Here is a 25,219-nt window from a genome sequence, read left to right as displayed (position 1 = left end):
CTATGAGAGCGGATAATGTTTCAGCGATTATCCGCCTTCTGGAGGTGAACGGCGAGCGCTACGCTGGGGGCTGTTCGTCGCCGATTCCCGGCGGCGCAAGATCCAGGAGCCATTCCATGCCCGCCGCCCGCAAGCCTGCCCGTCCGGTTCGTGTCTATTCGTTCCCGCTGTCCGGGCACGCGCATCGCGTCCGGTTGTTCCTGTCGCTGCTCGGGCTGCCGTTCGACATCGTCGACGTCGACCTCGCGGCCGGCGCGCAGCGCGAACCTGCGTTCCTCGCGCTCAATCCGCTCGGCCAGGTGCCGGTCATCGACGACGACGGCACCGTGCTCGCCGATTCGAACGCTATCCTCGTCTATCTCGCGAAGCGCTACGGCGATGCGCACTGGCTGCCCGACGACGCGGTCGGCGCGGCGACCGTGCAGCGCTGGCTGTCGTACGCGGCCGGGCCGATCGCATCGGGGCCGGCCGCCGCGCGGCTCGTCACCGTGTTCAGCGCGCCGCTCGATCACGATGCGGCCAAGCGCACGGCCGCGAAGGTGCTCGCCGCGATCGACGGCGAACTCGCCGGCAAGCCGTTCGCCGCGGGCGCGCAGCCGACCATCGCCGACATCGCCGCGTACACGTACATCGCGCACGCGCCGGAAGGCGGCGTGTCGCTCGAACCGTACCCGCACGTGCGTGCTTGGCTCGCGCGCGTCGAGGCGCTGCCGGGCTTCGTCGCGATGCCGTCGACCCGCGCCGGCCTGCTTGCCGCCTGACGGCGCACCGTAACCGGGAGAACGCGATGACCGCGCCGACCGCCGCCGTACCGGGCTGGGAACTCGACGTTGCGCCGTTTCATGCGGGCGAACTCGCCGTGCAGCAGCGCGCGGGCGTGACGGAGGCCGCGGGCGCGGCCGGCCGGCGCGGGATCCGGCGCTTCATGCCGGACCAGCACCGGACGTTTTTCGCGCAGCTGCCGTTCTTCGTGCTCGGCGGCGTCGATGCGGGCGGCCAGCCGTGGGCGACGCTGCGGGTCGGGATGCCGGGCTTCGTGACGGCGCCGGATGCGCGCACGCTGCGCATCGACGGCGACGCGTTGCCCGGCGATCCGCTGGCCGGCGCGTGGCAGGCGGGCGTGCCGCTCGGCGGCCTCGGGATCGAGTTCGACACGCGCCGGCGCAATCGCGTGAACGGCGTCGTGCGCGCGGTCGATGGTGGCGCGCTGACGATCGCGGTCGAGCAGAGCTTCGGCAATTGCGCGAAGTACATCCAGGGGCGCAAGCCGACGTTCGTGTCGCGTGAAGGCGGGGTGTTGGCGGAGCACGTCGCGTCCGACGTGTCGGACAGCTTGACCGACGCGGACCGCGTGCTGCTCGCGCAGGCCGATACGTTCTTCGTCGCGAGCGCGAACACGTCGGCCGGTGCGGGGGCCGCGCGCGGCGCGGACGTGTCGCATCGCGGCGGCATGCCGGGCTTCGTGCGCGTCGACGATGCGCAGACGTTGACGACGCCGGATTTCAGCGGCAACCGCTTCTTCAACACGCTCGGCAACCTGCAGCACGATCCGCGCGCGGGGCTGCTGTTCGTCGATTTCGACAGCGGCGATCTGCTGTATGTCGCCGCGGAGGCGGAGATCGTGTGGGACGGGCCGCTCGTCGCGTCGTTCGACGGCGCGCAGCGGGTCGTGCGGTTTCACGTGCGCGAAGTGCGGCGCACGCGCGGTGTGCTGCCGTTCCGGTGGTCGGCGGTCGAACGGGCGCCGCAGTTTGCGGGGATGGCGGGCGGGGCGGGCGCGGCGAGCGCGGGTGGGGCGGCGGCGTTTGTTTCTGCATCGGCATCGACATCGCCCACCAACTGGCGCCCGCTGCGCATCGCGCACATCGTCGACGAAGCGCGCGCGATCCGCTCGTTTCATTTCGAAGCAGCGGACGGCGACGCGTTGCCGCCCTACGAAGCCGGCCAGCACCTGACGCTGCGCGTCGCGCTGCCGGACGGCGACACGCCGACGATCCGCAGCTACACGCTGTCCGATGCGCCCGGCGCGTCGCATTACCGGATCACCGTGAAGCGCGAAGGACGCGTGTCGGCATGGCTGCACGACCATGCGCGAGCCGGCATGACGCTCGATGCGCAGACGCCGCGCGGCCGCTTCACGTTCGATGTCGACAGTCCGCGCCCGGCCGTGCTGGTGTCGGCCGGCATCGGCATCACGCCGATGATCGCGATGCTGCGCCGCGCGCTGGCCGATGATGCGCCGTCGCGCCGCGTCGTGTTCGTGCATGGCGCCCGCGATACGGCCGACCGGCCGTTCGCGACGGAATTGACGCGCATCGCGGATGCCGACGCCCGCGTGTCGCTGCACTGGTTCGACAGTCAGCCGCAGCGCGACGGCGCGGCGCGACCGGGCCGCATCGACATCGCGCAACTGAAGCGCATCCTGCCGTTCGACGACTACGACTTCTACCTGTGCGGGCCGTCCGCATTCATGCGCGATTTGTACGACGGATTGCGCGCGCTGAACGTGCCGGACGAACGTATCCGCTTCGAGGCATTCGGGCCGTCGAGCGTCGTCCGCAGCGCGACCCGTGCGGCGGAGGCGCCACCGGTGGCGAGTATGCCGGTCGTGTTTCGCCGCTCGGCGCGCGACGCCGCGTGGAAGCCCGCCGACGGTACGCTGCTCGAGTTCGCCGAAAGCCACGGCATCGCGGTGCCGTCCGAATGCCGGTCAGGGTCGTGCGGCACGTGTGCGACCCGCGTGCTGTCCGGCGCGGTCGACTACGTGCAATCGCCCGATGCGGCGGTCGAACCCGGCTGCGCGCTGCTGTGCGTCGCGCGGCCCGCCGAAGGGGCCGCGGAGCCGCTCGCGCTCGACCGCTGACGCGGGTGCGACGTGCGTGCGGCAACCCTGCGACATGCGGCCGCATCACGCGTGCTGCGCAAAAAGCGCACGCAACTGCTTCTTTTTCCGGAGGGCTGTCGGATCGACGATAGCGTCAACCGATAGAGAAAAGGAGCAACATCATGAAACTGTTCAGCATGATCCGCCTGGTTCTGTGGAGTTTCTTCGGCGTACGCAACAGCAAGGCGCACGCGTCCGATCTCGCGAACGTCAACTTCACGCTGCTGCCGTTCGTCGCGATCGTGCTCGCGGTGCTGGTCGGCGCGGTGATCTACGGCGTCGTCCATCTGGTCGTCGATCCGACCGTAACGATGCAGGGGTTCTGAGTTGATGGATGGCTAGCGAGCGGGGCGCTACCCCGCTTCCGCTTTGCGTCGGCGGATCGCGCATCGTCGCGCCGTCGCCGATGACACAGGTTTCAACCGCGACCTGACGATCATCGTCGCGGTGTCATCGAAACCGCACCTGTCGTTCCCGTTATCCCGACATCGCCGTTTCCCCCCAATTGCCGGCCATCATCCCCGCCCGGGGTAAAATGCGCGCCACGCCGCGATGTCGCGCGCGACGGGCACGCCGCCGTTCCAACGAACGGCGCACGCAGATGCCCGGCGCCCGCACCCGCGCGTTCGAAGCGCCCCCCGCATGACAAGACCGCGCGACGCCGCCGGCCAACCGAGCCGCACCCGATCCAACGGATCGGCGGCTGCGTCGGCGCCCGGCGCATCACCGGCATCCGACGTCCCATCCTGCGCTTTCCCGATCGCCCGGCACGCATGCGGCCGGATCGTCAGATTCGTCTGATGACTGTCGTGTCGACATGGGCGCCCGGCGGTTCGTCGGGGCGTCGCCGGATCATGCGCGAGGTCGCGCTTCGCAGCTGCAAACGTGAGTCAGGTATTTCGAGTGTCTCGACAGGGTCGAGAGTGGCGAGTTTTCCATCCAGAACAATGACGGTGAATAGAACAACAACAGCGCCCGCACGGCGGCGGCGCGCGAAGCTCGGCCTTGGCGTCGGTGTCGGCATCACGCTGTTCGCGGCGCAGGCCGCCGCGGCACAGGGCGACACGCCGGCTGCTTCGGACGCCGATGCGGCGGGCAGCGTGGCGCTGCCGACGATCACGGTCAGCGGCGCGCGCGACAATGCATTCCGTGCGCGCGAAGCATCGGTCGCGGGGCTCGACGACGCGCCGCTGCGCGACACGCCGGCGTCTGTCAACGTCGTCACGCGCGCGCAGCTCGACGATCAGCAGGCGAAACGCCTGAGCGACGTGGTGCGCAACGACGCGTCGGTCGTCAACGACTACGCGCCGGTCGGCTATTACGAAGGCTTCGCGATTCGCGGTTTCCCGGTCGATCTCGCGAGCGCGATCCGGATCGACGGGCTGACAGTGTCGGGCGAGCAGAACGTGCCGCTCGAGAACAAGGAGCGCGTCGAGATCCTGAAGGGGCTCGCCGGCATCGACAGCGGCGTGGTCGCGCCGGGCGGCGTGATCAACTTCGTGACGAAGCGCTCGGCGAACGTCGCGAGCGTGACCACCGGCGTCGACAGCCGCGGCTCGACGTCGGCGGCCGTCGATGTCGGCCGCCGCTTCGGCCCCGACAACCAGTTCGGCTTCCGGATCAATGCCGCGAAGGAGAACCTGCACTCGTATATCGACGGCACGAACGGGCGACGTACGTTCGGCTCGATCGCCGCCGACTGGGACATCAGCCCGCGCGCGAGCCTGCAGCTCAACGCGGAATTCCAGCAGTGGATCCAGCGGTCCGCGCCGGGCTACCAGTTGCTCGGCGGCACGGTCGTGCCGTCCGTCAACACGACGTCGAAGGCGCTCGGCACGCAGCCGTGGGCGAAGCCGGTGACGACCGACGCGCTGAACCTGAACGCGCGCTTTGACTACCAGTTCAACGACGACTGGAAGGCGTACATCGCCGCGGGCCGCAGCCGCACGATGATCGACGACAACAGCGCGTTCGCGTACGGCTGCTCTTACGCGGCAAGCTGCGCGGCCGGCGCGACCTCGCCGTTCTTCTTCGGCGCGAACGGCGACTACGACGTGTACGACTTCCGCAGCCCCGGCGAATATCGCCGCAACGACGATTTGCGTGCCGTCACGACCGGCAAGTTCGCGACCGGCCCGCTGCGTCACGAGCTGACGCTCGGCGTGAGCGTGCAGCGCCGCGTCGTGCACATGGCGAGCGCCGTGTACGACTACGTCGGCAGCGAGAACATCTACGGGCCCGACGTCGCGTTCGCGCCGTCGCCGAACACGGCCGGCCCGTCGTATCCGCAGCTCGATTCCTGGCAGTACGGCGTGTTCGGGCTCGATCGCATCAGCATCGGCGACCACTGGCAGGTGCTCGCGGGCGGCAAGGAAGTGCTGCTGCGCCAGCGCAGCTGGGACAGCCTCGACGGCGACGCGACGCACACCGACCGCTCGGTGTTCCTGCCGCAGGTCGCGCTCGTCTACAAGCCGGTGAACGTGCTGTCGCTGTACGCGTCGTACAGCAAGGCGCTGTCGCTCGGCGATCAGGCGCCGGTGCGCGCGACCAACGCGTATGCGTTCCTGCCGCCGGTCGAATCGCACCAGGTCGAGCTCGGCGCGAAATACGACTGGCTCGACCGGCTGAGCCTGACGGCCGCCGTATTCTCGATCAGCAAGCCGTTCCAGTTCGCCGACCCCGATGCGGCCGGCACGAGCTACACGTTCGTGCAGCGCGGCACCCAGCGCCACCAGGGGATCGAACTCGGCGCGGCCGGGCGGCTCACCGAGCGGCTGTCGCTGACGGCCAGCGTCGCGGCGATTCGTGCGCGCGCGTACGATTCGGGTTCGCCGGCGTACGAAGGACACCAGATCGTCAACGTGCCGGCGCTGCGCGCGTCGCTGTACGCGGATTACGCGCTGCCGGGCGTCGCGGGCCTGAACCTGCTGGGCGGCGTCGAGTACAGCGCGGGCCGCAACGCGAACGAAGAGGGCACCGCGCGCGTGCCGTCGTGGTTCGTGTTCAATCTCGGCGCGCGCTATACGACGAAGATCAGCGGCCATCGCACGGTGCTGCGCGTGTCGGTGGACAACCTGTTCAACAAGTTCTACTGGCGCGACGCGGGCGAGCAGCAGGGCGACGCGTACCTGTTCCCGGGCGCGCCGCGCACCGCGCGCGTGTCGTTGACCTATGATTTCTGATCGTCCGGATCCGGCCGCGTGACGCGCGGCCCCGGCAGCCAACTAGGAGAGCATTGACGATGTCCCCACTCGAAATCGCCGGCGTGATCGTCAGCGCGCTCGCGATCTGGCTGACCGCGAAGCGGCGCATGCTGTGCTGGCCGGTCGGGCTCGCGTCGGTCGCGCTGTACGGCTGGATCTTCTTCGACGCGAAGCTGTATTCCGACATGCTGCTGCAGGGCGCGTTCGCGGTGCTGCAGGTGTACGGCTGGCGCCGCTGGATCGCGCAGCGGTCGCTCGAGGCGAGCGGCGGCGTGGCACCGCAAGGCGACGTTGCGCCCGTTACCGGCGTGCGGCCGCGGCAGATGCTGCCCGACCTGATCGCGGCCGTGATCGGCAGCGCGCTGCTCGGCGGGATGATGGCGCGCTGGACCGATGCGGCGCTGCCGTTCGTCGATGCGTCGCTGACCGCGTTCAGCCTCGTCGCGCAATACTGGACCGCGCGGCGCTACATCGCATCGTGGGGGCTGTGGATCGTCGTGAATGTCGTGTACGTCGGGATGTTCGTGTTCAAGGAGCTGTACCTGACGGCCGGACTCTACGCGCTGTTCATCGCGCTGGCCGTCATCGGCTGGCGCGACTGGAGCCGGACGGCCGACGCGCTGCGTGCGACGGCGAACCCGGCGGGCTGATCTGCGGGCCGGTTCACGGATCGATTCACTACGGAGCGATGTCGTTCATGACTTTTCCTCTCGAGCCGGACGCGCCCGCATCGCGTGATGCCATCGCCACGCGGGACGTCGCGCCGCCGCAGTTCGGCGTCGATGGCGAGCAGGCAGAACGCGACTGGCCGCTGATGACGCACGACGAAGTCGCGGACGTGCTCGCGCGAATCGATGGTATCGGCGCGCCGGCGCAGCTCGCGTGGCACAGCCCGCGGCCGTTCTCGGCGGCCGTGCTGGTGCATACGACGGACGAGCGCGCATTGTTCGTCAAGCGTCATCACGTGAGTCTGCGGGACGTCGCCGGGCTCGAGGAAGAGCATCGTTTCATCGCGCATCTGCGCGAACGCGGGGTGCCGGTCGCGGACGTGCTCGCCGGCCGTGATGGCGCGACGGCGTTCGCAGCCGGTGACTGGACCTACGAAGTGCACGTCGTCGCGCCCGGTGTGGACGCGTATCGCGGCGTGATGTCGTGGAAGCCGTTCACGCACGCTTCGCACGCGTACGCGGCCGGCCGCACGCTGGCTGGACTGCATCGCGCATCGGCCGGTTACGACGCACCGGCGCGGCCCGTACGCACGCTGTTGTCGAGTTTTCGCGTGCTGTCGTCGGCTGATCTCGCGGGGGCGCTCGAACGCTGGGTCGATGCGCAGCCGCTGCTGGTGCGCGCGCTTGGCACGCGCGACTGGCGCGGTGACGTAGCGGCGGCGATCGGCCCGTATCATGCGCGCCTCGTGCCGCTATTGCCCGCGCTGCCGCCGCTGTGGACGCACGGCGACTGGCATGCGTCGAACCTGCTGTGGACGGACGCCGGCCCCGGTGCGCAAGTACGGACCGTGCTCGATTTCGGCTTGGCGGATCGCACGTGCGCGGTGATGGACCTCGCGCTCGCGATCGAACGCAACGCGATCGACTGGATGGCGCCGGCCGATGCGCGTCGCGTCGAGTACGACCAGATCGACGCGCTGCTCGACGGTTACGAATCGCTCGAACCGCTGAGCGACGATGCGTATGCGGCGCTGGTCGCGATGTTGCCGATCGTGCATACCGAGTTCGCGTTGTCGGAAGTCGCGTATTTCGGCTGCATTGTCAACGCGCCGGGCATCGTCGATGTTGCGTACGACGGTTATCTGATCGGGCATGCGCGATGGTTCGGCGAACGTGACGGGCGGCAGTTGCTTGAATGGCTGGCGCAACGCCGGCGCGCGAAGCGCGGGCGTGCGTGAACATCATCTCCCTGCGGTGCGGCGATCGCGCCGCACGCTCACTGAAACCGTCTGACTGCTGAAGCGGCCCGCTGCTCCTGCGGGACGCCGCGCGACCGCACGACCGTACGTTGCCGTGCCGACCACCTCGGAGCGGCTGAAACGTCGAGACAGTTGAAGCGGGCATACCGGCCAACCCTGGCACGCCCGCTTCCGTTCACACCTGCGCGAGCGCCTGGTCGAGATCGGCGAGCAGATCGTCGATATGCTCGATGCCGATCGACAGCCGCACCGTTTCCTCCTTCACGCCGGCCTTCGCGAGTTCGGCCGGCGACAGCTGGCGGTGCGTCGTCGACGCCGGATGCGTCGCGAGCGACTTCGTGTCGCCGATGTTCACGAGCCGCGTGAACAGCTTCAGCGCATCCTGGAACTTCGTACCGCCGTCGCGGCCGCCTCTCACGCCGAACGTCAGGATGCCGGGCGCGCGGCCCGACAGATAGCGCGCGACGAGCGGATGATCGGGGTGATCGGGCAGCCCCGCGTAGTTCACCCACTCGACATGCTCATGGCGCGCGAGATGCTGCGCGATCTTCAGCGCGTTGTCGCTGATGCGTTCGATGCGCAGCGCGAGCGTCTCGATGCCCTGCAGGATCTGGAACGCGTTGAACGGCGAGATCGCCGCGCCCATGTTGCGCAGCGGCACGACGCGCGCGCGGCCGATATACGCGGCCGGCCCGAACGCTTCCGTGTAGACGACGCCGTGATAGCTGACGTCGGGCTCGTTGAGCCGCTTGAAGCGGTCCGCGTGCTGCGCCCACGGGAACTTGCCCGAATCGACGATCGCACCGCCGAGGCTCGTGCCGTGGCCGCCGAGATATTTCGTCAGCGAGTGCACGACGATGTCCGCGCCGTGTTCGAACGGGCGCAGCAGATACGGCGACGGCACCGTGTTGTCGACGATCAGCGGGATCCCGTGACGATGCGCGATGTCCGCAAGCGCGGCGATGTCGGTCACGTTGCCGAGCGGGTTGCCGACCGATTCCGCGAAAATCGCCTTCGTGCGCGCGTCGATCAGCGGCTCGAACGATGTAGGATCGCGCGGATCGGCGAAGCGCGTCGTGATCCCGTACTGCGGCAGCGTATGCGCGAACAGGTTGTAGGTGCCGCCGTACAGCGAGCTCGCGGACACGATGTTGTCGCCGGCTTCCGCGATCGTCTGGATCGCATACGTGACGGCCGCCTGGCCCGAGGCGAGCGCGAGCGCGCCGATGCCGCCCTCGAGCGCGGCGATCCGCTGCTCGAGCACGTCCGTCGTCGGGTTCATGATCCGCGTGTAGATGTTGCCCTGCACCTTCAGGTCGAACAGGTCGGCGCCGTGCTGCGTGTCGTCGAATGCGTACGCAACGGTCTGGTAGATCGGCACCGCGACCGCGCGCGTGGTCGGGTCGGGGCGATAGCCGCCGTGCACGGCGATGGTTTCGAGGCGCCAGTTCGAAGAGGCCTGATCGGTCATGGGTGCTCCGTTCGTTGTTGTGATGGTCGACCGATTATAGGAGCGCGAACGGTGCTGTCCTTAGAACGAATGGTGCGTTGCTTATGGGAGGCGCGCGCTTCCCGTCGCACCGGCCGTGCGATACAGCCGCGGCCACTGATCCACGAACAATCCGTTGCACGCGCCGTGCATCGCGACGTCGTTCAGCACGAAGCGCTTGCCGTCGAACACCCACGACGCGCTCGACCCGCAATCGCCGGCGCCGCGCACGCGATCGAGGCTCGACAGCATCGCGCGCGCAGGATCGTAGCTTGCTTCGGTCAGCTGGTTCGCGAACGATGCCGGGTCGAGCCCGGCGCTCGCGTGTTCGCCGAAGTCCAGCGCCGCCGGCGCATACGGTGCGCTCCGGTGTACGCGGTACCACAGCTCGGTATGGTTGTACGCGCTGCTCGTCTGGCACGGGATCGACACGATCGCGTCAGTGGCCGAGATCGCGATGGCCGATGCGGTCTTGCGACGATCCTGCATCGACATTTCGTCGTCGGCATCGGCCGCGCAACGCTTCACGCTGCCGGCGAATTTGTCGAACACCGCGTCGACGAGCGGGCGTTGTTCCGATGGCGTGAGATCCGCCACGCGCGGCGCGGGAACCGGGGCGGGCGGCAACGCAGGCGCCGCGGGCACCGACGACGCGGGCCGTGCGCCCTTGCGCAGCAGCGCGGTGACTGTGCCGATGCGGCCTTGCGTGTCGTCGATCAGCAGTAGCGCGGCATTGAGTCCCGACAACGAAACACGCGGCGTTTGCGCTGCCGCCGGGTCGCCGAAGCTGACCATCTGCGCGTTGCGGGACACGGTCAGCCAGGCTTCGATCGTCGTCGGATCGCTCGTGCGGATGTGGAACGGATAGACGTTGTCATCCTTGTCGCCGGTTTTGGCGACAGCGTGCCACTCGGCAGGCACCGCGTCGAACGACTGGCCGTCCGCACGGGCGGTACGCAGGTCGAGCGGCGCCGACGCGAAGATTTCCAGCGACGGACGCGCATCGGGCCCCGCGTCGCGCGTGAGCCGCACGATCATGCTGGTGCGCGTGTCGTCGATGTCGTCGTTACCGCCTTCGGCGACGCAGCGATTCGCGTTGTCGCACACGACCGACCAGTTCTTGAAGTCGCGTGCAACGGAGTGTTGAGCGGGATCGTGCGCGCCGGCGGACAGCGACGCGGTGAGCAGGGTGGCGGCGACGGCAAACGGGAGATGACGAAACATGACGGTTCGTATCGGCGATGACGGGGGAAGGGCAGACGTCCGGTTGCCGTGATTGCAAGCGCGTCGTAAGCGCGCGATGCGAATCGGGCGCGGCTGGACTGCTTCAAGTATACCGCCGCTGCGATGACGATTCGTGTGACGAAGGCAGGACGAAAGCTGGAACGGAAACGGCGCGATGCCCGCGGGTATCGCGCCGTTAGTTCGTCAGCGGGCGTCGACCACGTCGCGCAGGAACGCGTCGAGCATGGCCGCATCACCCCACGGCCGCTTGTAGTCGCGATCGTGTTCGGCGTCCGCCAGCATCGTTTCGACGAGCGCGTGGATCGCGGGCCGGCGCGGGCCGGTCTCGCTTTCGTTCGCGCGCATCTTCAACGCGAGCAGTGCGTCGAGTTCCTCGCGCACCGCCGGCTCATGCACGGTGCCGTCGACGAGATCCGCGAAACGCATCGGCGGCATCCCGAGCCCCAGGTCGATCCAGCGCACTGCAAGCAGCGGCCGCAGCACGTACAGGTACTTCTTGTAGCGCACCGTGTCGCCTTGCAGATAGCCGCGAAAGTTCTTCTTCGCCATCGCGAGGTAGTGATGCCGTCCGCGCATCGGCGAGAAGAATGCAGTAGCGAGCGACCGGAGCCGCGGCGTCCAGCGCACATCTTCCCGATAGACGACCGGCGACGCGAGCCATTCGAGCAGCGTCGGGTTCGACCGGTGCAGCAGTTGCAGCGCCTTGCGCAACTCCCAGCCGCTCACGTCGAGTTCGTCGTCGAGCGGTCGCTCGATCACGTCGCGTTGCGGTTCCACGCGCAGGTACCAGTCGCGCCGGTGCACGTACACGAAGCGCACGTCATAGTCGCTGTCCGGCGACGCGAAGCCCCAGCCGCGGCTGCCCGATTCGCACGCGAACAGCACGCTCACATCGTGGCGGCGCTCGACGTCCTCGAGTTCCGTCATCACGCGCGCGCGTACGGCCGGATCGACCGGGTGCGCGCTGCGTACCGTTTTCAATGGTGTTGCCGTTTTCATCGTTGTCCTTCCCTTTCATTGCGCGCGGCCGGCCGGCTTCCGGCCGCGCCCCGCGCTATCCTTTCACGCACACCACCTGACGCAGCGTGTGCACCACTTCGACGAGGCTGCGCTGCGCCGCCATCACCGCATCGATGTCCTTGTAGGCCATCGGGATTTCGTCGACGACGCCCGCGTCCTTCCGGCATTCGACGCCGCGCGTCGCGCTTACCTGGTCGTCGACCGTGAAGCGGCGCTTCGCTTCGGTCCGGCTCATCGCGCGGCCGGCGCCGTGGCTGCACGAACAGAAGCTCTCCGGATTGCCGAGCCCGCGCACGATGAAGCTCTTCGCGCCCATCGAGCCCGGAATGATCCCGAGCTGCCCCTTCTGCGCGGACACCGCGCCCTTGCGGGTCACGAGCACGTCCTCGCCGAAGTGGCGTTCGCGCTGCACGTAGTTGTGGTGGCAGTTCACCGCGTGTTCGTCGACCGCGAACGGCTTCGCGATCACGCCGCGCGCCGCGCCGATCACCGCATCCATCATCGCTTGCCGGTTACGGCGCGCGTAGTCCTGCGCCCAGCCCACCGCCTCGACGTAATCGTCGAAGTGCCGGCTGCCCTCGGTGAAATACGCGAGGTTGCGATCCGGCAGGTTCGCGATGTGCTGACGCATGTCGGCCTGCGCGAGTTCGATGAACAGGCTGCCGATCGCGTTGCCGACGCCACGCGAGCCGCTGTGCAGCATGAACCACACACGATCGCCCTCGTCGATGCACACCTCGATGAAGTGGTTGCCTGTGCCGAGCGTGCCGAGATGCGCGTAGTGATTCGTCTTTTCCAGCTTCGGATACTTGTCGACGATCCGCTGAAAACCCGGCTGCAGCGACTTCCATGCATCCGTCACGGCGGCCGGCGTGCGATCGCCCCACGCACCGGGATCGCGCCGGCCCGGCGCGCGGCCGTGCGGCACCGCGCGTTCGATCGCGCTGCGCAGCCCGCCCAGCGAATCCGGCAGGTCGGCCGCGCTCAGCGTCGTGCGCGCGGCCATCATCCCGCAGCCGATGTCGACACCGACCGCCGCCGGGATGATCGCGCCTTTCGTCGGGATCACGCTGCCGATCGTCGAGCCCTTGCCGAGGTGCACGTCCGGCATCACCGCGACATGCTTGAAGATGAACGGCATCTGCGCGGTGTTGCGCAATTGCGTGCGCGCGTCGTCCTCGACCGCGACGCCTTGCGTCCACATCTTCACCGGCTTGCCGTTCGCCAGTTCCATCACCTGAAAATCGTCGTTACTCATTCGCTTCACCTTCATTCATCCGGCGCGGCACACCTGCGCCGCGCCGCTTCATCGATCACGCGCCCTTGATGCTGACGAGTCCGTTCAGCACCTGGTCGAGACCGCCGAACACCGAGATGCGGTCGATCCGTTCCGCGACGCGCTCGAGCGTTTCCAGCTCCTTCAGGCGCAGCGCGGTCGGGTTTTCTTCCATCACCTTCGCGGTGTTCAGCAGCGAACGCGTCGCGGCCGTTTCCTCGCGGCGGCGGATCACGTTCGCCTGCGCGGCCTTTTCGGCTTCGACCACCTGCGCGAGGATTGTCTTCATGTCGCCCGGCAGCACGATATCCTTCACGCCGACGCTGCGCACGTCCACACCCGATTGCGCAAGGCGCGTGCGCACCTGCGCGATCACGACGTCGTCGATCGCCTGCTTGTCCTCCAGCAGCTCGTCGAGCGAGCGCGTGCCGACGGCCGCCCGCAGCGCGAACTGCAGCTCGCGATACAGGTGCTCGACCGGCTTCTGCAACTGGCCGAACGCCTGCAGCACGTCCGCATAGCGCCACGTTGCCGCGAGGTTCAGCCGCAGCGCGACCTTGTCGCGCGTCAGGATTTCCTGTCCCGCGACTTCGAGCGCCTGCACGCGCAGGTCGACGAGCTCGACCGCGACGTCGCGGTTGAAGCGCCAGAACGCTGCAACGCCCGCATCCAGCAGCCGCTCGATCTTGCCGTCGATCTTCAGGACGCCGACGTGATAGGCCGGCACCTGCGCAAGCAGCACGCCCGTCAGGCCCGCGACGCCACGCGCCCGCAACGCCGGTTGCGCGATGCGCTTCGCGAGCGCGGCCGGCAGCAGGCTGTCCTGTGCCAGATCGACGCGCTCCAGACGGTGCGCGATCAGGCCGCGCCAGTACAGCCGGCGCGTGCCGGGCGGCAGGATCTCGACGAGCACGTCGTCTTCATAGCGCAGGCCCGCTTCGTCGTCGGCCAGATCCATCGCGACGAAGTACTGCGCGAGCACGTCCGGCGCATCGTGGCGCAGGTAGTCGGCCAGCGCGATATCGGCGAGCGGCGCGTCGAGACGCGCGGTCTGCACCGACAGGCGCTTGAACGGATCGAAGGCCTTGAACACACCCGGTTCCAGCACCTTCACGAAATCGCCTTCATTCATCAGCAGCGCGCGTTCGTTCTTTTTCACCACATGACGCTTCCACATATTCTTGTCCTTTTCTTCAATGGCCGCCGGGCGACACGCATCGCACGGATCGCGGTGCGACGCGACCGGGCGGGCGGCGCGTGGGCCGCGCGGCCGCACGCGGCGACGCATCGTGCATCGCGTCGTCGTGCGCAGTCGCGCGGGCCGTCCGGCCGCCCGGCCGATCGCGCGGAACCGCAACCGGTCCGACGCGCGGCGGGCCTGTCGGCCCGCACCGGCGGGTACTGCTTCTTCAATAGACCGTCCTTGCGGACAGCGTTCGGACGGGATTCGAACCCGCCACACACCGGCTCGCGCCGGCTGCTCTACCTGTTGAGCTTCCGAACAGTGGGCGCTCCGGGATTCGAACCCGGACAAGGCTGCCTCGCGCGCCCCTTTGCCTTCGTCTGTCCATGGCGGCATGCGCTGCCGCAACGAATCGAAGTTCGGCGGCGGCGCACCAGCAGGGCTTTGTGAACCCTGGCTCGCGGGCCAGCGGGACATCCGGCGTCTTCTATTTAGCGAGGAGCGTGCCAGCGGGTGGGGCAAATGGACGGAGTTCGATCAAGTCATTGAACTAAAAGAAGTATTTTGATTTGCAACTGCTGGATGCGGAAGATGGCGGACTCGCATCGTGACGATATTCCGATACAATCGGATCGCTTATTATCCCATGAGATAAACATGCGCAAGACCGTCGCCATCGGCTTTCTCGGCACCGTGCTCGATCAGGGCGGCCGCGCGCCGCGCCGCTATCGCAAGTGGCGGCCGACCGTATCGCTCTGCCTGCAGCCCGACCTCGCGATCGATCGGCTCGAGTTGCTGCATCCGCCCGATTACGCGCGGCTCGCGAACCAGGTCCGCGACGATCTCGCGCAGTTGTCGCCGCATACCGAGGTGCGGCTCACGCCGGTCACGATCCGCGATCCGTGGGATTTCGAGGAGGTCTACGCGACGCTGCACGACTTTGCGCGTGCGTATCCGTTCGACCTCGACCGCGAGGACTACCTGGTCCACATCACGACCGGCACGCATGTCGCGCAGATCTGCTGGTTCCTGCTCGCGGAAGCGCGCTACCTGCCCGCGCGGCTCGTGCAGACGGGGCCGCCGAAGCAGACCGACGAAGGGCCGAGCGGGCCGGGCACGCTATCGGTGATCGATCTCGACCTGTCGCGCTACAACCGGATCGCACAGCGCTTCACGCGCGAGCGCGACGAAACGGTGTCGTTCCTGAAGGCCGGCATCGCGACGCGCAACGCGCGCTTCAATGCGCTGATCGAGCAACTGGAGCGCGTCGCCGTGCGCTCGCGCGCGCCGATGCTGCTCGTCGGGCCGACCGGCGCCGGCAAGTCGTTTCTCGCGAAACGCGTGTACGAACTGAAGCGCGGCCGCCACCGGCTTGCGGGGCCGTTCATCGAGATCAACTGCGCAACGTTGCGCGGGGACGCGGCGATGTCGACGCTGTTCGGCCATGTGAAGGGCGCGTTCACCGGCGCGCAGTCCGCGCGTGCGGGCTTGCTGCGTGCGGCCGACGGCGGCCTGCTGTTTCTCGACGAGATCGGCGAACTCGGGCTCGACGAGCAGGCGATGCTGCTGAAGGCCATCGAGGAGAAGCGTTTCCTGCCGGTCGGCGCGGACGTCGAGGCGACCAGCGATTTCGAGCTGATCGCGGGCACGCATCGCGACCTGCAGCAGATGGTGGCCGCCGGCACGTTTCGCGAGGATCTGTATGCGCGGATCAACCTGTGGACGTACGAATTGCCCGGGTTGGCGGAGCGTCGCGAGGACATCGAGCCGAACCTCGAGTTCGAGCTCGATCGCTTCGGCCGCGAGCAGGGCGAGCAGGTGCGGTTCAACGTCGAAGCGAAGCGGCGCTATCTCGCGTTCGCGGCGTCGCCGCGTGCGGCGTGGGCCGGCAACTTCCGTGAGTTGTCCGCATCGATCACGCGGATGGCGACGCTCGCCGACGCAGGGCGCATTACCGAGGCGATCGCCGAACAGGAGGTCGAGCGGCTGACTCGCACGTGGTCGTCATCGGGCGGGGAGCGCGGGTCGGACGGATGCGTCGATGCGGTATTTGGTGCGCGCGCGGCGGAACTCGACCTGTTCGACCGCGCGCAGCTCGAACGCGTGCTCGACGTGTGCCGCGTGTCGGCGAGTCTGTCGGAGGCCGGGCGTGCGTTGTTTGCGGTGTCGCGGCAGAACAAGAAGCAGCCGAACGATGCCGACCGGTTGCGCAAGTATCTTGCGCGGTTCGGGCTCGATTGGGAGAGCGTGCGTAACGTGTTGGGAGCGAGCTAGTCGAGCACGGCGACATTCACGCACTCACGCCCTCACACATTCACGCACTTACGCGCGGCAGATCGCGATGATTTCCGCGCTGGCCGCGTCGTCGAAGGGCGCCCCCTGCCAGTCGCCGCACCAGTCGGCCGATGAAAACCCGACGGCCGCGACGCGGGCCTGCAGGTCGGGCTGTGCGATGAAGCGCAGCCGGCTTGCGTTCGTCACCTGCGTGTCGTCGCGATGAAAGTGGTAGACCGTGTCGAACGATACAATCGGCCCGTCGATCGCGGTCACCCGGTGATGGAGTTCGACCACACCGAACTCGAGTGATTCGATGCGGGATGCGGACGCCGCCGGCGTCCACGCACGCCAAGGCTCGACACGCGGGTTGCGGGTTTCGAACAGAAAGCGCCCGCCGTCGGCCAGCACGCGGCGTACGCCGCGCAGCGTCGCGTCGATGTCCGCGTCGGTCAGCAGGCACTGGAACGCGTGCCCGGTCATCACGACGGCATCGAACGGCGTGCCGGGCGGCAGGCTGTCGACGTCGCACGCGAACCACCGCACCGCGCCGGCGCCAGGCTGGCGTCGTGCATGGTCGATCATCGCGGGTGCGGGATCGATCGCGACGACGTCGTGCCCGGCCGCCGCGAGCCGGCGCGCGAACGTGCCGGTGCCGCAGCCGAGATCGAGAATCCGTTGCCGCGTCGTGCCGATGCGCGACGCGTAGAACGCGAAGTCGCGATCGCCGGCGTTGAACCGGTCGTAAACCGCGACGAGGCGCGGGTCGCTGTAGAGAATTTCGCCGGGTGCCGAACCGGACGTCATGCGCAACGCGTGCGTCAGCGTTGCTGCGCCGCGACGCGCAGCCCGAGCGCGATGAAGATCGAGCCGATGATCTTCCCCTGCCAGCGCGTGAGCCACGCGAGCCGCTTCACGACGCGGCCGAGCGGGCGGATCGAGCAGGCGATCAGCGTCGTATAGAGCGAGCTCAGCACGACGAAGATCAGCCCGAGCACCGCGAACTGCACGAACGTCGAGCCTCGTTCCGGATGCACGAACTGCGGCATGAACGCGAGGAAGAACAGCGCTGTCTTCGGATTCAGCACTTCGGCGGGAATCGCCTGCAGGTAGGCCTTCAGCGGCGTGACGGGCGATACCTTCGGCAGCGATGGATCGGACTGCTTGTCGAGCAACGCGCGCACGCCGAGATAGATCAGGTACGCGGCGCCGACCAGCTTCACGACGTTGAACGCGAGCGCCGACGTCATCAGCAGCGCCGACAGCCCGACGGCCGCGAACAGCGTATGCACGAAGTCGCCGCTCGCGACGCCGAGCCCGGTCAGGATGCCGGTCTTGCGGCCGCCCTGCACGGTGCGGCTCAGCACGAGCAGCACGGCGGGGCCGGGAATCAGGAACAGGCCCAGGACGACGGCCGTGAAGGTGGTCAGCGTGGTCAGGTCGAACATGGCGGCTCCGGCAGGGTGGGCGCAGCGGCGGGGGATCGACGCATTGTATTCGGTTCGGTGAACGGCTGCCGATGCTGTCGCGAGCGCGTGTCAAATGCCATTTTCGAGGTCGTCGGCACGCGCAAGAATGCAATTATTCTGGCGATTTCGCGTCCGGATCGCCAGAATTCTGGCGTTTTTTGGCCGGGGCAATCATTTGTTGCATCGCTGCAGCGCTGCCGGGCTCGGCCTTCGGACATCGTTCGCGAACGGGCGCGTCCGCGTCTGCCCGCTCGGTCGTCACCCGCCCAGCTCCCCCGCCAGAAACTCGACGAACGTCCGGATCCGCGCGGACATCTGGTGCCGCTGCGCATACACCGCGTAGATATCCGCGCTCGGCGTCTCGTAGTCGGGCAGCACGACGACGAGGCGCCCGTCGGCCAGATAGTCGCGGATATCCCATTCGGCGCGCATCAGGATCCCGTGCCCGTCGAGCGCCCACTTCACCGCGATCTCGCCGTCGTTCGTCGTCAGGTTGCCGTTGATCCGCACCGCTTCCGTGTTGCGCGCCGCACCGCGTCCGCTCGACAGCCGCCAGATCCCGTAGCCTTCGTCGCCTTGCCGGATGCCGATGCAGTTGTGCCGCGTCAGCTCGTGCGGCGTGCCGGGCGTGCCGTGCCGCGCGAGGTACGCGGGCGCCGCGCACAGCAGCCGGCGGTTCGGCGCGAGCCGCCGCGCGACGACGCGCGTGTCGGGCGGCTCGCCGAAGCGGATGCACACGTCGAACGCGTCGTCGGTGAGCGGCGGCGGCATCACCGACAGTTGCAGCTGCACCGACACTTCCGGATAACGCGCGACGAAGCGCGAGATCGCCGGGCCGACGTGGCTGCGCCCGAAGCCGAGCGTCGCGTTCACGCGCAGCAGCCCCTTCGGCCGTTGCTTCGCGCTGCCGAGCAGTTCGCCGAGTTCGTCCATCTGATCGAGGATCCTGCGCGCGTAGTCGAGATACACGTCGCCCTCGGGCGTCAGCATCATGCGCCGCGTCGTGCGGTTGACGAGCGTCACGCCCGCGCGCCGCTCCATCTGCGTGAGCCGCTTGCTGACGGCCGCCGCGGTCAGCCCGAGTTCGCGCGCGGCCGCGCTCAGGCTGCCGGCCGCGGCCAGCGTCGAGAAGAAGGCGAGATCGGCCGGCTGGACGGTTTCGGCCATGACGGGATTCATGAATTTAAGTTAAAGATGCTTTGAGTATAGCGCCGGTTACGGCGTTTCCAGTTGAGTAAAGTGCATTCACGCTCACGATCAATCGAGGATGTCAGCATGAAGACCTACCGTATCGCGACCATTCCCGGCGACGGCATCGGCAAGGAGGTCGTGCCCGCCGGCAAGCAGGTGCTGGAAGCACTGGCCCGCGGCATCGACCGCTTTGCGTTCGAGTTCGAGGATTTCGACTGGGGCGCCGATTACTACCGCCAGCATGGCGCGATGATGCCGGCCGACGGTCTGGACGCGCTGCGCGGCAAGGACGCGATCCTGTTCGGCTCGGCGGGCGACCCCGACGTGCCCGACCACGTGACGCTGTGGGGGCTGCGCCTGAAGATCTGCCAGGGCTTCGACCAGTACGCGAACGTGCGCCCGACGCGCATCCTGCCCGGCATCGACGCGCCGCTGAAGCGCTGCGGGCCGGACGACCTGAACTGGGTGATCGTGCGCGAGAACTCGGAAGGCGAATACGCGGGCGTGGGCGGCCGCGTGCACCAGGGTCATCCGATCGAGGCCGCGACCGACGTGTCGATCCTCACGCGCGCCGGCGTCGAACGCATCATGCGTTTCGCGTTCCGGCTCGCGCAGTCGCGTCCGCGCAAGCTGCTGACCGTCATCACGAAGAGCAACGCGCAGCGTCACGCGATGGTGATGTGGGACGAGATCGCGAAGCAGATCGCGCAGGAATTCCCCGACGTCACATGGGACAAGGAACTCGTCGATGCCGCGACCGCGCGCATGGTGAACCGCCCGGCGTCGCTCGACACGATCGTCGCGACCAACCTGCATGCGGACATCCTCAGCGATCTCGCGGCCGCGCTCGCCGGCAGCCTCGGCATCGCGCCGACCGGCAACATCGATCCCGAGCGCCGCTATCCGTCGATGTTCGAGCCGATCCACGGCAGCGCGTTCGACATCATGGGCAAGGGCCTCGCGAATCCGGTCGGCACGTTCTGGTCGGTCGTGATGCTGCTCGAGCATCTCGGCGAAGCGGAAGCCGCGGCACACGTGATGCGGGCGATCGAGGCCGTGACGGCCGACCCGTCGCTGCACACGCGCGACCTCGGCGGCAGCGCGACGACCGCGCAGGTGACGGCCGCCGTCTGCGAGGGCGTCGCGAACGCGGCGGTCGCGGCGTGACGATGGCGCGCACGGCATCGGAGGCGCACCTGCGCAGCCGAGCGTCGTCGGTTCGCCTTTGACTGGAACGTACGGCCCGCGACTCGCGCATTCGACGCGAGCCGGGTGCCGGCCTGGCATACACGCTTCGTCGTGATGCGGGGCCGCACCCACCGAGCATGCGCGGACAGCGCAACGGCTCGCCCTCCAAGGAGGAGACACATGCAAGCAGATCTGGAAACCCGCGTCGCGCGGAAACTGATGTGGCGCATCATTCCGTTCGTGATGCTGCTTTACTTCGTCAGCTTTCTCGATCGCGTCAACGTCGGCTTCGCGGCGATGACGATGAACAAGGCGATCGGCCTGTCGCCGACCGCGTTCGGATTCGGCGGAGGCCTGTTCTTCATCGGCTATTTTCTGTTCGAAGTCCCGAGCAACCTGATTCTCCATCGCGTCGGCGCACGCATCTGGATCGCGCGCGTAATGATCACGTGGGGCATCGTGTCGGCGGTGTCCGCGTTCGCGGCCGGGCCGACGAGCTTCTACGTGCTGCGCTTCCTGCTCGGCATGGCGGAAGCCGGCTTCTTCCCCGGCATCATCCTGTACCTGACCCTGTGGTTTCCCGCGAAGCAGCGTGCGGTGGCCGCCGCATGGTTCATGGCGGCCGCGCCGATCTCGACCGCGATCGGCTCGCCGCTGTCGGGCGCGATCATGCAGATGCCGCCGATGTTCGGGCTCGCCGACTGGCAGATGCTGTATGTCGTCGAAGCGCTGCCGGCGGTCGTGCTCGGCTTCGTCGTGCTGAAGTATCTGACCGATGCACCGTCGAAGGCCGCATGGCTGCAGCCGGACGAGCGTGACTGGCTGATCGCGAAGCTGAAGTCCGAGTCCGACGCGCGGCACACCCACGCCGGGCACACGGCAGGCGCGTGGCTGGCGCTGCGCGACCCGCGCGTGCTGGCGCTCGCGCTGATCTACTTCGGCACGTCGGCCGGGCTCTATACGCTGGGGCTATGGGCGCCGCTGATGGTCAAGCAGTTCGGCTTCACCGCGCTGCAGACGGGGCTGCTGACCGGCATCCCGAGCATCGCCGCCGTCGTCGCGATGATCTTGTGGGCGCGGCATTCGGACCGCAGTGGCGAGCGCACGTGGCACGTCGTGATTCCGTGCGTGCTGGCGTGCATCGGCTTCGTGTTCGCGGGACAGGCGAGCACCGCGCTGCTGACCGTGCTCGCGCTGGTCGTCGTGAACATCGGGATCAGCGCCGCGAAGGCGCCGCTATGGGCGATGCCGAGCGCGTTCCTGTCCGGCGCCGGCGCGGCCGCGGGGATCGCGATGATCAACTCGATCGGCAACCTCGGCGGGTTCGTCGGCCCGTTCGCGATCGGCTGGCTCAAGCAGGTGACGGGCGGTTATGCGGCCGGGTTGTACGTGGTCGCAGGCACGCTCGCGGTGTCGGCGGTCGTCACGCTGATGCTCAGCCGCAAGGGCGCGCGAGAGCAGGTCGTGCCGGGCGTGCGGCAGCATCATTGACGGCGGCGCGCGTCCGCGGTCATGCATCCGGACGCACGCGCGGTGCGCTGAAGACGGCGTGCGGCCGAAGGCGCCGCGTCAATGGGCGGGAAGCGCCGCGCGGCAAGCGATTTTCGTCGCGCACACATCCGCCGACGCGTTCGACGTATCGATCACGCAATCGCTGAACGCGCGCGACGCATACCCTTCCCGATACATCTCGGCGATTCGTTGCCGCTCCCAGTCCGGTGCATGGCCGTAGGTGCGTCACGCGGCGTGATGTGAATACGGAGGAAAAGCGGAAAGGCGGGGAGAGGGGAAGCGGCAGGCTGCGTGCGTGATGATGCGTCACACGTGCAGCCTGCCCGGCGGTGCCGCATTCGACGATGCGGCACGGCGTAGAACGAAGCGACTTACTCGCCGCTGTCGCTCTTGATCTGCGGCAGCGCCGACGATTCACCCGGCGTCAGCAGGCCGACCTGCGAGTACACGCGCAGCTTGTCGCGCGTATCGGTGATGTCGAGGTTGCGCATCGTAAGCTGGCCGATCCGGTCGCGCGGCGAGAACGTCGATGCAACCTTCTCCATCGACAGGCGTTCCGGCTGATACGTGAGGTTCGGCGACTTCGTGCTCAGGATCGAGTAGTCGTTGCCGCGGCGCAGTTCGATCTTCACTTCGCCGGTGATCGCACGCGCGACCCAGCGCTGGGCCGTTTCGCGCAGCATGATCGCCTGCGGGTCGAACCAGCGGCCCTGGTACAGCAGGCGGCCGAGACGGCGGCCGTTCTCGCGGTACTGCTCGATCGTGTCTTCGTTGTGGATGCCGGTGACGAGACGCTCGTATGCGATGTACAGCAGCGCGAGGCCCGGGGCCTCATAGATGCCGCGGCTCTTCGCTTCGATGATGCGGTTCTCGATCTGGTCGCTCATGCCGAGGCCGTGGCGGCCGCCGATGCGGTTCGCCTCGAGCAGCAGCTCGACCTGATCCTTGAACTCGACGCCGTTCAGCGCGACCGGCTGGCCGGCTTCGAAGCGCACCGTCACTTCCTCGGCGGCGATCTTCACGTCGTCGCGCCAGAACGCGACGCCCATGATCGGGTTCACGATCTTGATGCCGCTTTCGAGGCTTTCGAGGTCCTTCGCTTCGTGCGTCGCGCCGAGCAGGTTCGAGTCGGTCGAATAGGCCTTCTCGGCCGACATCTTGTACGCGAAGCCGGCCTGGTTCATGAATTCGGACATTTCGGCACGGCCGCCGAGCTCGTCGATGAACGTCTGGTCGAGCCACGGCTTGTAGATCTTCAGATCCGGGTTCACGAGCAGGCCGTAGCGGTAGAAACGCTCGATGTCGTTGCCCTTGTACGTGCTGCCGTCGCCCCAGATGTTGACGCCGTCTTCCTTCATCGCGGCGACGAGCATCGTGCCCGTCACGGCGCGGCCGATCGGCGTCGTGTTGAAGTACGTGACGCCGGCCGTCGTGATGTGGAACGCGCCGCTTTGCAGCGCCGCGATGCCTTCGGCGACGAGCTGCGCGCGGCAGTCGATCAGGCGGGCGCCGGCTGCGCCGTATTCGATCGCGCGTTTCGGGATCGCGTCGTAATCGTCTTCGTCGGGCTGGCCGAGGTTCGCCGTGTATGCGTATGGGACGGCGCCCTTCAGTTTCATCCAGTGCAGCGCGGCGCTGGTGTCCAGGCCGCCGGAGAAGGCGATACCGACCTTCTGGCCGGTCGGGAGGCTTTCGAGAATCGTGCTCATAGGAATTACCGTGGATTGAAGCCGGTGGGATCGTATTTCGCGGAATATGCGAGTATCGGCTGTCCGGGAAGTTGGGGCAAGACCTGATTTTCGCGCCGATACGTCGCCGCGGCCGTCGCGGCGGGGCTGGCGGGTCGTTAACCGGGCGGATAATCCGTCGCGAAGCGGGGGCAGGGCGGGCGGCGAAACAGGCGGGAATGCGCGCGCTACGCCAGTCCTGTTGCGGGGCCGGAACGGGCGAACGGCGGTGGGCGCCCGTAGTCAGGGTGCCGGTCGGCTTCAATGAAAGGTTGGTGAAAGGCAACCCGGCGCCGCCCGGAACTCGCCCGCATTCATCTCGACCTTAAATATTCCACGCCCGGGCGGTTTCCAGCAGTTTCTCGCGCAACTGCTCCACCTCACCGGCCAGCTTGGCCGTGATCGACATGTAGCCGGACAGCTGCTGCGGCGGTGCGTCGTGCGGTGCATCCGCCGGCCGGCGGCGCGGCGCGAGCCGGCTCGGCGTGCCGAACTTGAGCGCGCGGCTCGCGCCGACGAGCGTGTCGCGGATGCGCCGGTTCACCGCCTTCATCTCGATCCGCATGTATTCGCGGGCGGCCAGGTCGTCGCGGGCCGGCAGCGTGCTGGACAGGATCTCCAGGTAGCCGATGCACAGGCGCAGGCCGCGCTGGATCGCCTCGAGCTGCGCGACCGGGATATCGCATTCCTTCGACACCGACGGCATCAGCGACCGCAGCTGTACGAGCAGCGCGCTCAGCGCCGCCATTTCCTTCAGGTGCGCATCGTCGCTCACCTGCCGGTCGCCCGCGAGGCGCGCATGTACGGCCGCGCATGCGCGCAGCGCGTCGGCGAGCTTGTAGCGCCACGAGTAGGTCGCGTAGAGCGGCAGCGCGAACGAGAACGCCAGCGCGATCGCGATGCCGACCAGCACGTTCACCGCGCGCCACAGGCCGTCGACGATCTCGTTGTCGCCGTGTCCGGCGACGATCACCATCGTGATCGCCGACAGCAATGCGATGTAGCCGGCCTTGCCGATCGCGTGATACGCGCAGATCCCGCACGCGATCGCCATCAGCAGGTAGATCGCGAGCGGCGCGTGCAGCACGGAGTACAGCAGGATCAGCCCGAGCCCCGCGAGCGCGCCGATCGACGTGCCGAGCGCGCGCTCGGCAGCCTTCTTGCGGATGTTGCCGTGATGCTGCAGGCCACCGACGACGATCAGTACGGTGATCGTCGACCATTCGCCATGCGGTACGCGCAGGCCGGTGGACAACGCGATCGACACGAGGATCGCAAGCGCGACACGCGCCGCGTGGATCAGCTTCGCGTGCCGGTAGCGGCGGTACGGGTCCAGCAGCGGACGGAGCGCGTGGCGCAAGAGTGGCGGCAGTCGGGCGGGGAGCTGGGCGGTCATGACGGAACGGGGTGGCCGGGATACGCGCGGGCGGCCTGCGCGGGCCGGCGCCGCGCCGCACGCGCAGCTGACGTAACGCTAGCCGAACGCGCCCGGGCTGTCCACGGCGCGGTGGTTGGGGGGGCGGCAGGTGGTGGGCGGTCGGTGCGGACGGCGGACGGCGGACGGCGGACGGCACACGGCACACGGCACACGGCACACGGTAGAGGGCAGAGGGCAGAGGCAGAGGCAGAGG

19 protein-coding genes, 1 tRNA gene and 1 pseudogene are annotated in these 25,219 nt (G+C 68.0%); 9 read left to right on the top strand and 12 right to left on the bottom strand.

The window, feature by feature from the left end; all coding sequences use genetic code 11:
* The first annotated feature begins 116 nt into the window (after nucleotides 1–116).
* The 6 genes from C7H84_RS11025 to C7H84_RS11000 all read left to right on the top strand — a co-directional run bounded on the left by C7H84_RS11025 (nucleotide 117) and on the right by C7H84_RS11000 (nucleotide 7,993).
* The gene (locus tag C7H84_RS11025) at nucleotides 117–761 is read left to right on the top strand and encodes a glutathione S-transferase (RefSeq protein ID WP_121858838.1); all 645 of its coding nucleotides are present in this window, start codon (nucleotides 117–119) and stop codon (nucleotides 759–761) included.
* Between the two features lie 26 nt (nucleotides 762–787).
* On the top strand, nucleotides 788–2,863 hold the full coding sequence (locus C7H84_RS11020; RefSeq protein ID WP_121858837.1) for a pyridoxamine 5'-phosphate oxidase family protein: 2,076 nt from the start codon (nucleotides 788–790) through the stop codon (nucleotides 2,861–2,863).
* Nucleotides 2,864–3,006: 143 nt separating this feature from the next.
* Nucleotides 3,007–3,210 (top strand): DUF2970 domain-containing protein, encoded by a 204-nt coding sequence (locus C7H84_RS11015; protein WP_006750787.1) that lies wholly within the window; start codon nucleotides 3,007–3,009, stop codon nucleotides 3,208–3,210.
* Between the two features lie 621 nt (nucleotides 3,211–3,831).
* A complete protein-coding gene (locus C7H84_RS11010) occupies nucleotides 3,832–6,066 on the top strand; it encodes a TonB-dependent siderophore receptor (RefSeq protein ID WP_121858836.1) in 2,235 nt (744 codons plus the stop codon).
* Between the two features lie 59 nt (nucleotides 6,067–6,125).
* Nucleotides 6,126–6,737: a nicotinamide riboside transporter PnuC gene (pnuC, locus tag C7H84_RS11005; protein WP_121858835.1), complete on the top strand. Its 612-nt coding sequence runs from the start codon at nucleotides 6,126–6,128 to the stop codon at nucleotides 6,735–6,737.
* 47 nt (nucleotides 6,738–6,784) lie between these two features.
* Entirely contained in the window at nucleotides 6,785–7,993 is a 1,209-nt protein-coding gene (locus tag C7H84_RS11000; protein WP_121858863.1) for a phosphotransferase, read from the top strand.
* 196 nt (nucleotides 7,994–8,189) lie between these two features.
* Here C7H84_RS11000 and C7H84_RS10995 read toward each other — a convergent pair whose 3' ends face one another.
* The 6 genes from C7H84_RS10995 to C7H84_RS10970 form a co-directional block, all read right to left on the bottom strand.
* The gene (locus C7H84_RS10995) at nucleotides 8,190–9,485 is read right to left on the bottom strand and encodes an aminotransferase class I/II-fold pyridoxal phosphate-dependent enzyme (protein ID WP_121858834.1); all 1,296 of its coding nucleotides are present in this window, start codon (nucleotides 9,483–9,485) and stop codon (nucleotides 8,190–8,192) included.
* 81 nt (nucleotides 9,486–9,566) lie between these two features.
* Nucleotides 9,567–10,727 (bottom strand): DUF1176 domain-containing protein, encoded by a 1,161-nt coding sequence (locus tag C7H84_RS10990; protein WP_121858833.1) that lies wholly within the window; start codon nucleotides 10,725–10,727, stop codon nucleotides 9,567–9,569.
* A 204-nt stretch (nucleotides 10,728–10,931) separates the two neighbouring features.
* Nucleotides 10,932–11,747, bottom strand: a complete 816-nt coding sequence (locus tag C7H84_RS10985) for a nucleotidyltransferase domain-containing protein (protein WP_121858832.1) — start codon at nucleotides 11,745–11,747, stop codon at nucleotides 10,932–10,934.
* A gap of 55 nt (nucleotides 11,748–11,802) precedes the next feature.
* Nucleotides 11,803–13,026 carry an RtcB family protein gene (locus tag C7H84_RS10980; protein ID WP_121858831.1) on the bottom strand — a complete coding sequence of 408 codons (1,224 nt, stop codon included), beginning with the start codon at nucleotides 13,024–13,026 and terminating at the stop codon, nucleotides 11,803–11,805.
* A gap of 55 nt (nucleotides 13,027–13,081) precedes the next feature.
* A complete protein-coding gene (locus tag C7H84_RS10975; RefSeq protein WP_121858862.1) occupies nucleotides 13,082–14,221 on the bottom strand; it encodes a slipin family protein in 1,140 nt (379 codons plus the stop codon).
* Between the two features lie 255 nt (nucleotides 14,222–14,476).
* A tRNA-Arg gene (locus C7H84_RS10970) sits at nucleotides 14,477–14,548 on the bottom strand.
* A 336-nt stretch (nucleotides 14,549–14,884) separates the two neighbouring features.
* Here C7H84_RS10970 and rtcR point away from each other — a divergent pair.
* Nucleotides 14,885–16,501 (top strand): RNA repair transcriptional activator RtcR, encoded by a 1,617-nt coding sequence (rtcR, locus tag C7H84_RS10965; RefSeq protein WP_121858830.1) that lies wholly within the window; start codon nucleotides 14,885–14,887, stop codon nucleotides 16,499–16,501.
* 48 nt (nucleotides 16,502–16,549) lie between these two features.
* On the opposite strand, the gene C7H84_RS10960 is transcribed toward rtcR, so the two are convergent.
* The 3 genes from C7H84_RS10960 to C7H84_RS10950 form a co-directional block, all read right to left on the bottom strand.
* A complete protein-coding gene (locus tag C7H84_RS10960; protein WP_121858829.1) occupies nucleotides 16,550–17,308 on the bottom strand; it encodes a class I SAM-dependent methyltransferase in 759 nt (252 codons plus the stop codon).
* A gap of 14 nt (nucleotides 17,309–17,322) precedes the next feature.
* The gene (locus C7H84_RS10955; protein ID WP_121858828.1) at nucleotides 17,323–17,949 is read right to left on the bottom strand and encodes a LysE family translocator; all 627 of its coding nucleotides are present in this window, start codon (nucleotides 17,947–17,949) and stop codon (nucleotides 17,323–17,325) included.
* A 279-nt stretch (nucleotides 17,950–18,228) separates the two neighbouring features.
* The gene (locus tag C7H84_RS10950; RefSeq protein ID WP_121858827.1) at nucleotides 18,229–19,137 is read right to left on the bottom strand and encodes a LysR substrate-binding domain-containing protein; all 909 of its coding nucleotides are present in this window, start codon (nucleotides 19,135–19,137) and stop codon (nucleotides 18,229–18,231) included.
* Between the two features lie 108 nt (nucleotides 19,138–19,245).
* Between C7H84_RS10950 and C7H84_RS10945 the strand changes: the two genes are divergently transcribed.
* Nucleotides 19,246–20,328 carry a tartrate dehydrogenase gene (locus C7H84_RS10945; RefSeq protein ID WP_121858826.1) on the top strand — a complete coding sequence of 361 codons (1,083 nt, stop codon included), beginning with the start codon at nucleotides 19,246–19,248 and terminating at the stop codon, nucleotides 20,326–20,328.
* Nucleotides 20,329–20,529: 201 nt separating this feature from the next.
* Complete coding sequence (locus tag C7H84_RS10940; RefSeq protein ID WP_121858825.1) at nucleotides 20,530–21,840, top strand: MFS transporter; 1,311 nt, start codon at nucleotides 20,530–20,532, stop codon at nucleotides 21,838–21,840.
* A gap of 78 nt (nucleotides 21,841–21,918) precedes the next feature.
* Here the strand turns inward: C7H84_RS10940 and C7H84_RS37135 are convergent.
* From C7H84_RS37135 to C7H84_RS10920, 3 genes and pseudogenes are all read right to left on the bottom strand, one after another.
* Nucleotides 21,919–22,065, bottom strand: a pseudogene (locus tag C7H84_RS37135) (shikimate kinase); the annotation flags it as partial.
* A 167-nt stretch (nucleotides 22,066–22,232) separates the two neighbouring features.
* Nucleotides 22,233–23,570 (bottom strand): argininosuccinate synthase, encoded by a 1,338-nt coding sequence (argG, locus tag C7H84_RS10930; RefSeq protein ID WP_121858824.1) that lies wholly within the window; start codon nucleotides 23,568–23,570, stop codon nucleotides 22,233–22,235.
* A 343-nt stretch (nucleotides 23,571–23,913) separates the two neighbouring features.
* The gene (locus C7H84_RS10920; RefSeq protein WP_121858822.1) at nucleotides 23,914–24,984 is read right to left on the bottom strand and encodes an FUSC family protein; all 1,071 of its coding nucleotides are present in this window, start codon (nucleotides 24,982–24,984) and stop codon (nucleotides 23,914–23,916) included.
* Between the last annotated feature and the right edge of the window lie 235 nt (nucleotides 24,985–25,219).

The sequence above is a fragment of the Burkholderia sp. Nafp2/4-1b genome, assembly GCF_003635165.1.
In the GTDB taxonomy this organism is placed as follows: domain Bacteria; phylum Pseudomonadota; class Gammaproteobacteria; order Burkholderiales; family Burkholderiaceae; genus Burkholderia.
This window is presented reverse-complemented; position numbering and strand designations above follow the sequence as displayed.

Coding starts and splice junctions, on each gene's coding strand:
- C7H84_RS11025 (WP_121858838.1), top strand. CDS start 117: ATGCCCGCCGCCCGCAAGCCTGCCCGTCCGGTTCGTGTCTATTCGTTC.
- C7H84_RS11020 (WP_121858837.1), top strand. CDS start 788: ATGACCGCGCCGACCGCCGCCGTACCGGGCTGGGAACTCGACGTTGCG.
- C7H84_RS11015 (WP_006750787.1), top strand. CDS start 3,007: ATGAAACTGTTCAGCATGATCCGCCTGGTTCTGTGGAGTTTCTTCGGC.
- C7H84_RS11010 (WP_121858836.1), top strand. CDS start 3,832: ATGACGGTGAATAGAACAACAACAGCGCCCGCACGGCGGCGGCGCGCG.
- pnuC (WP_121858835.1), top strand. CDS start 6,126: ATGTCCCCACTCGAAATCGCCGGCGTGATCGTCAGCGCGCTCGCGATC.
- C7H84_RS11000 (WP_121858863.1), top strand. CDS start 6,785: ATGACTTTTCCTCTCGAGCCGGACGCGCCCGCATCGCGTGATGCCATC.
- C7H84_RS10995 (WP_121858834.1), bottom strand. CDS start 9,485: ATGACCGATCAGGCCTCTTCGAACTGGCGCCTCGAAACCATCGCCGTG.
- C7H84_RS10990 (WP_121858833.1), bottom strand. CDS start 10,727: ATGTTTCGTCATCTCCCGTTTGCCGTCGCCGCCACCCTGCTCACCGCG.
- C7H84_RS10985 (WP_121858832.1), bottom strand. CDS start 11,747: ATGAAAACGGCAACACCATTGAAAACGGTACGCAGCGCGCACCCGGTC.
- C7H84_RS10980 (WP_121858831.1), bottom strand. CDS start 13,026: ATGAGTAACGACGATTTTCAGGTGATGGAACTGGCGAACGGCAAGCCG.
- C7H84_RS10975 (WP_121858862.1), bottom strand. CDS start 14,221: ATGTGGAAGCGTCATGTGGTGAAAAAGAACGAACGCGCGCTGCTGATG.
- rtcR (WP_121858830.1), top strand. CDS start 14,885: ATGCGCAAGACCGTCGCCATCGGCTTTCTCGGCACCGTGCTCGATCAG.
- C7H84_RS10960 (WP_121858829.1), bottom strand. CDS start 17,308: ATGACGTCCGGTTCGGCACCCGGCGAAATTCTCTACAGCGACCCGCGC.
- C7H84_RS10955 (WP_121858828.1), bottom strand. CDS start 17,949: ATGTTCGACCTGACCACGCTGACCACCTTCACGGCCGTCGTCCTGGGC.
- C7H84_RS10950 (WP_121858827.1), bottom strand. CDS start 19,137: ATGGCCGAAACCGTCCAGCCGGCCGATCTCGCCTTCTTCTCGACGCTG.
- C7H84_RS10945 (WP_121858826.1), top strand. CDS start 19,246: ATGAAGACCTACCGTATCGCGACCATTCCCGGCGACGGCATCGGCAAG.
- C7H84_RS10940 (WP_121858825.1), top strand. CDS start 20,530: ATGCAAGCAGATCTGGAAACCCGCGTCGCGCGGAAACTGATGTGGCGC.
- argG (WP_121858824.1), bottom strand. CDS start 23,570: ATGAGCACGATTCTCGAAAGCCTCCCGACCGGCCAGAAGGTCGGTATC.
- C7H84_RS10920 (WP_121858822.1), bottom strand. CDS start 24,984: ATGACCGCCCAGCTCCCCGCCCGACTGCCGCCACTCTTGCGCCACGCG.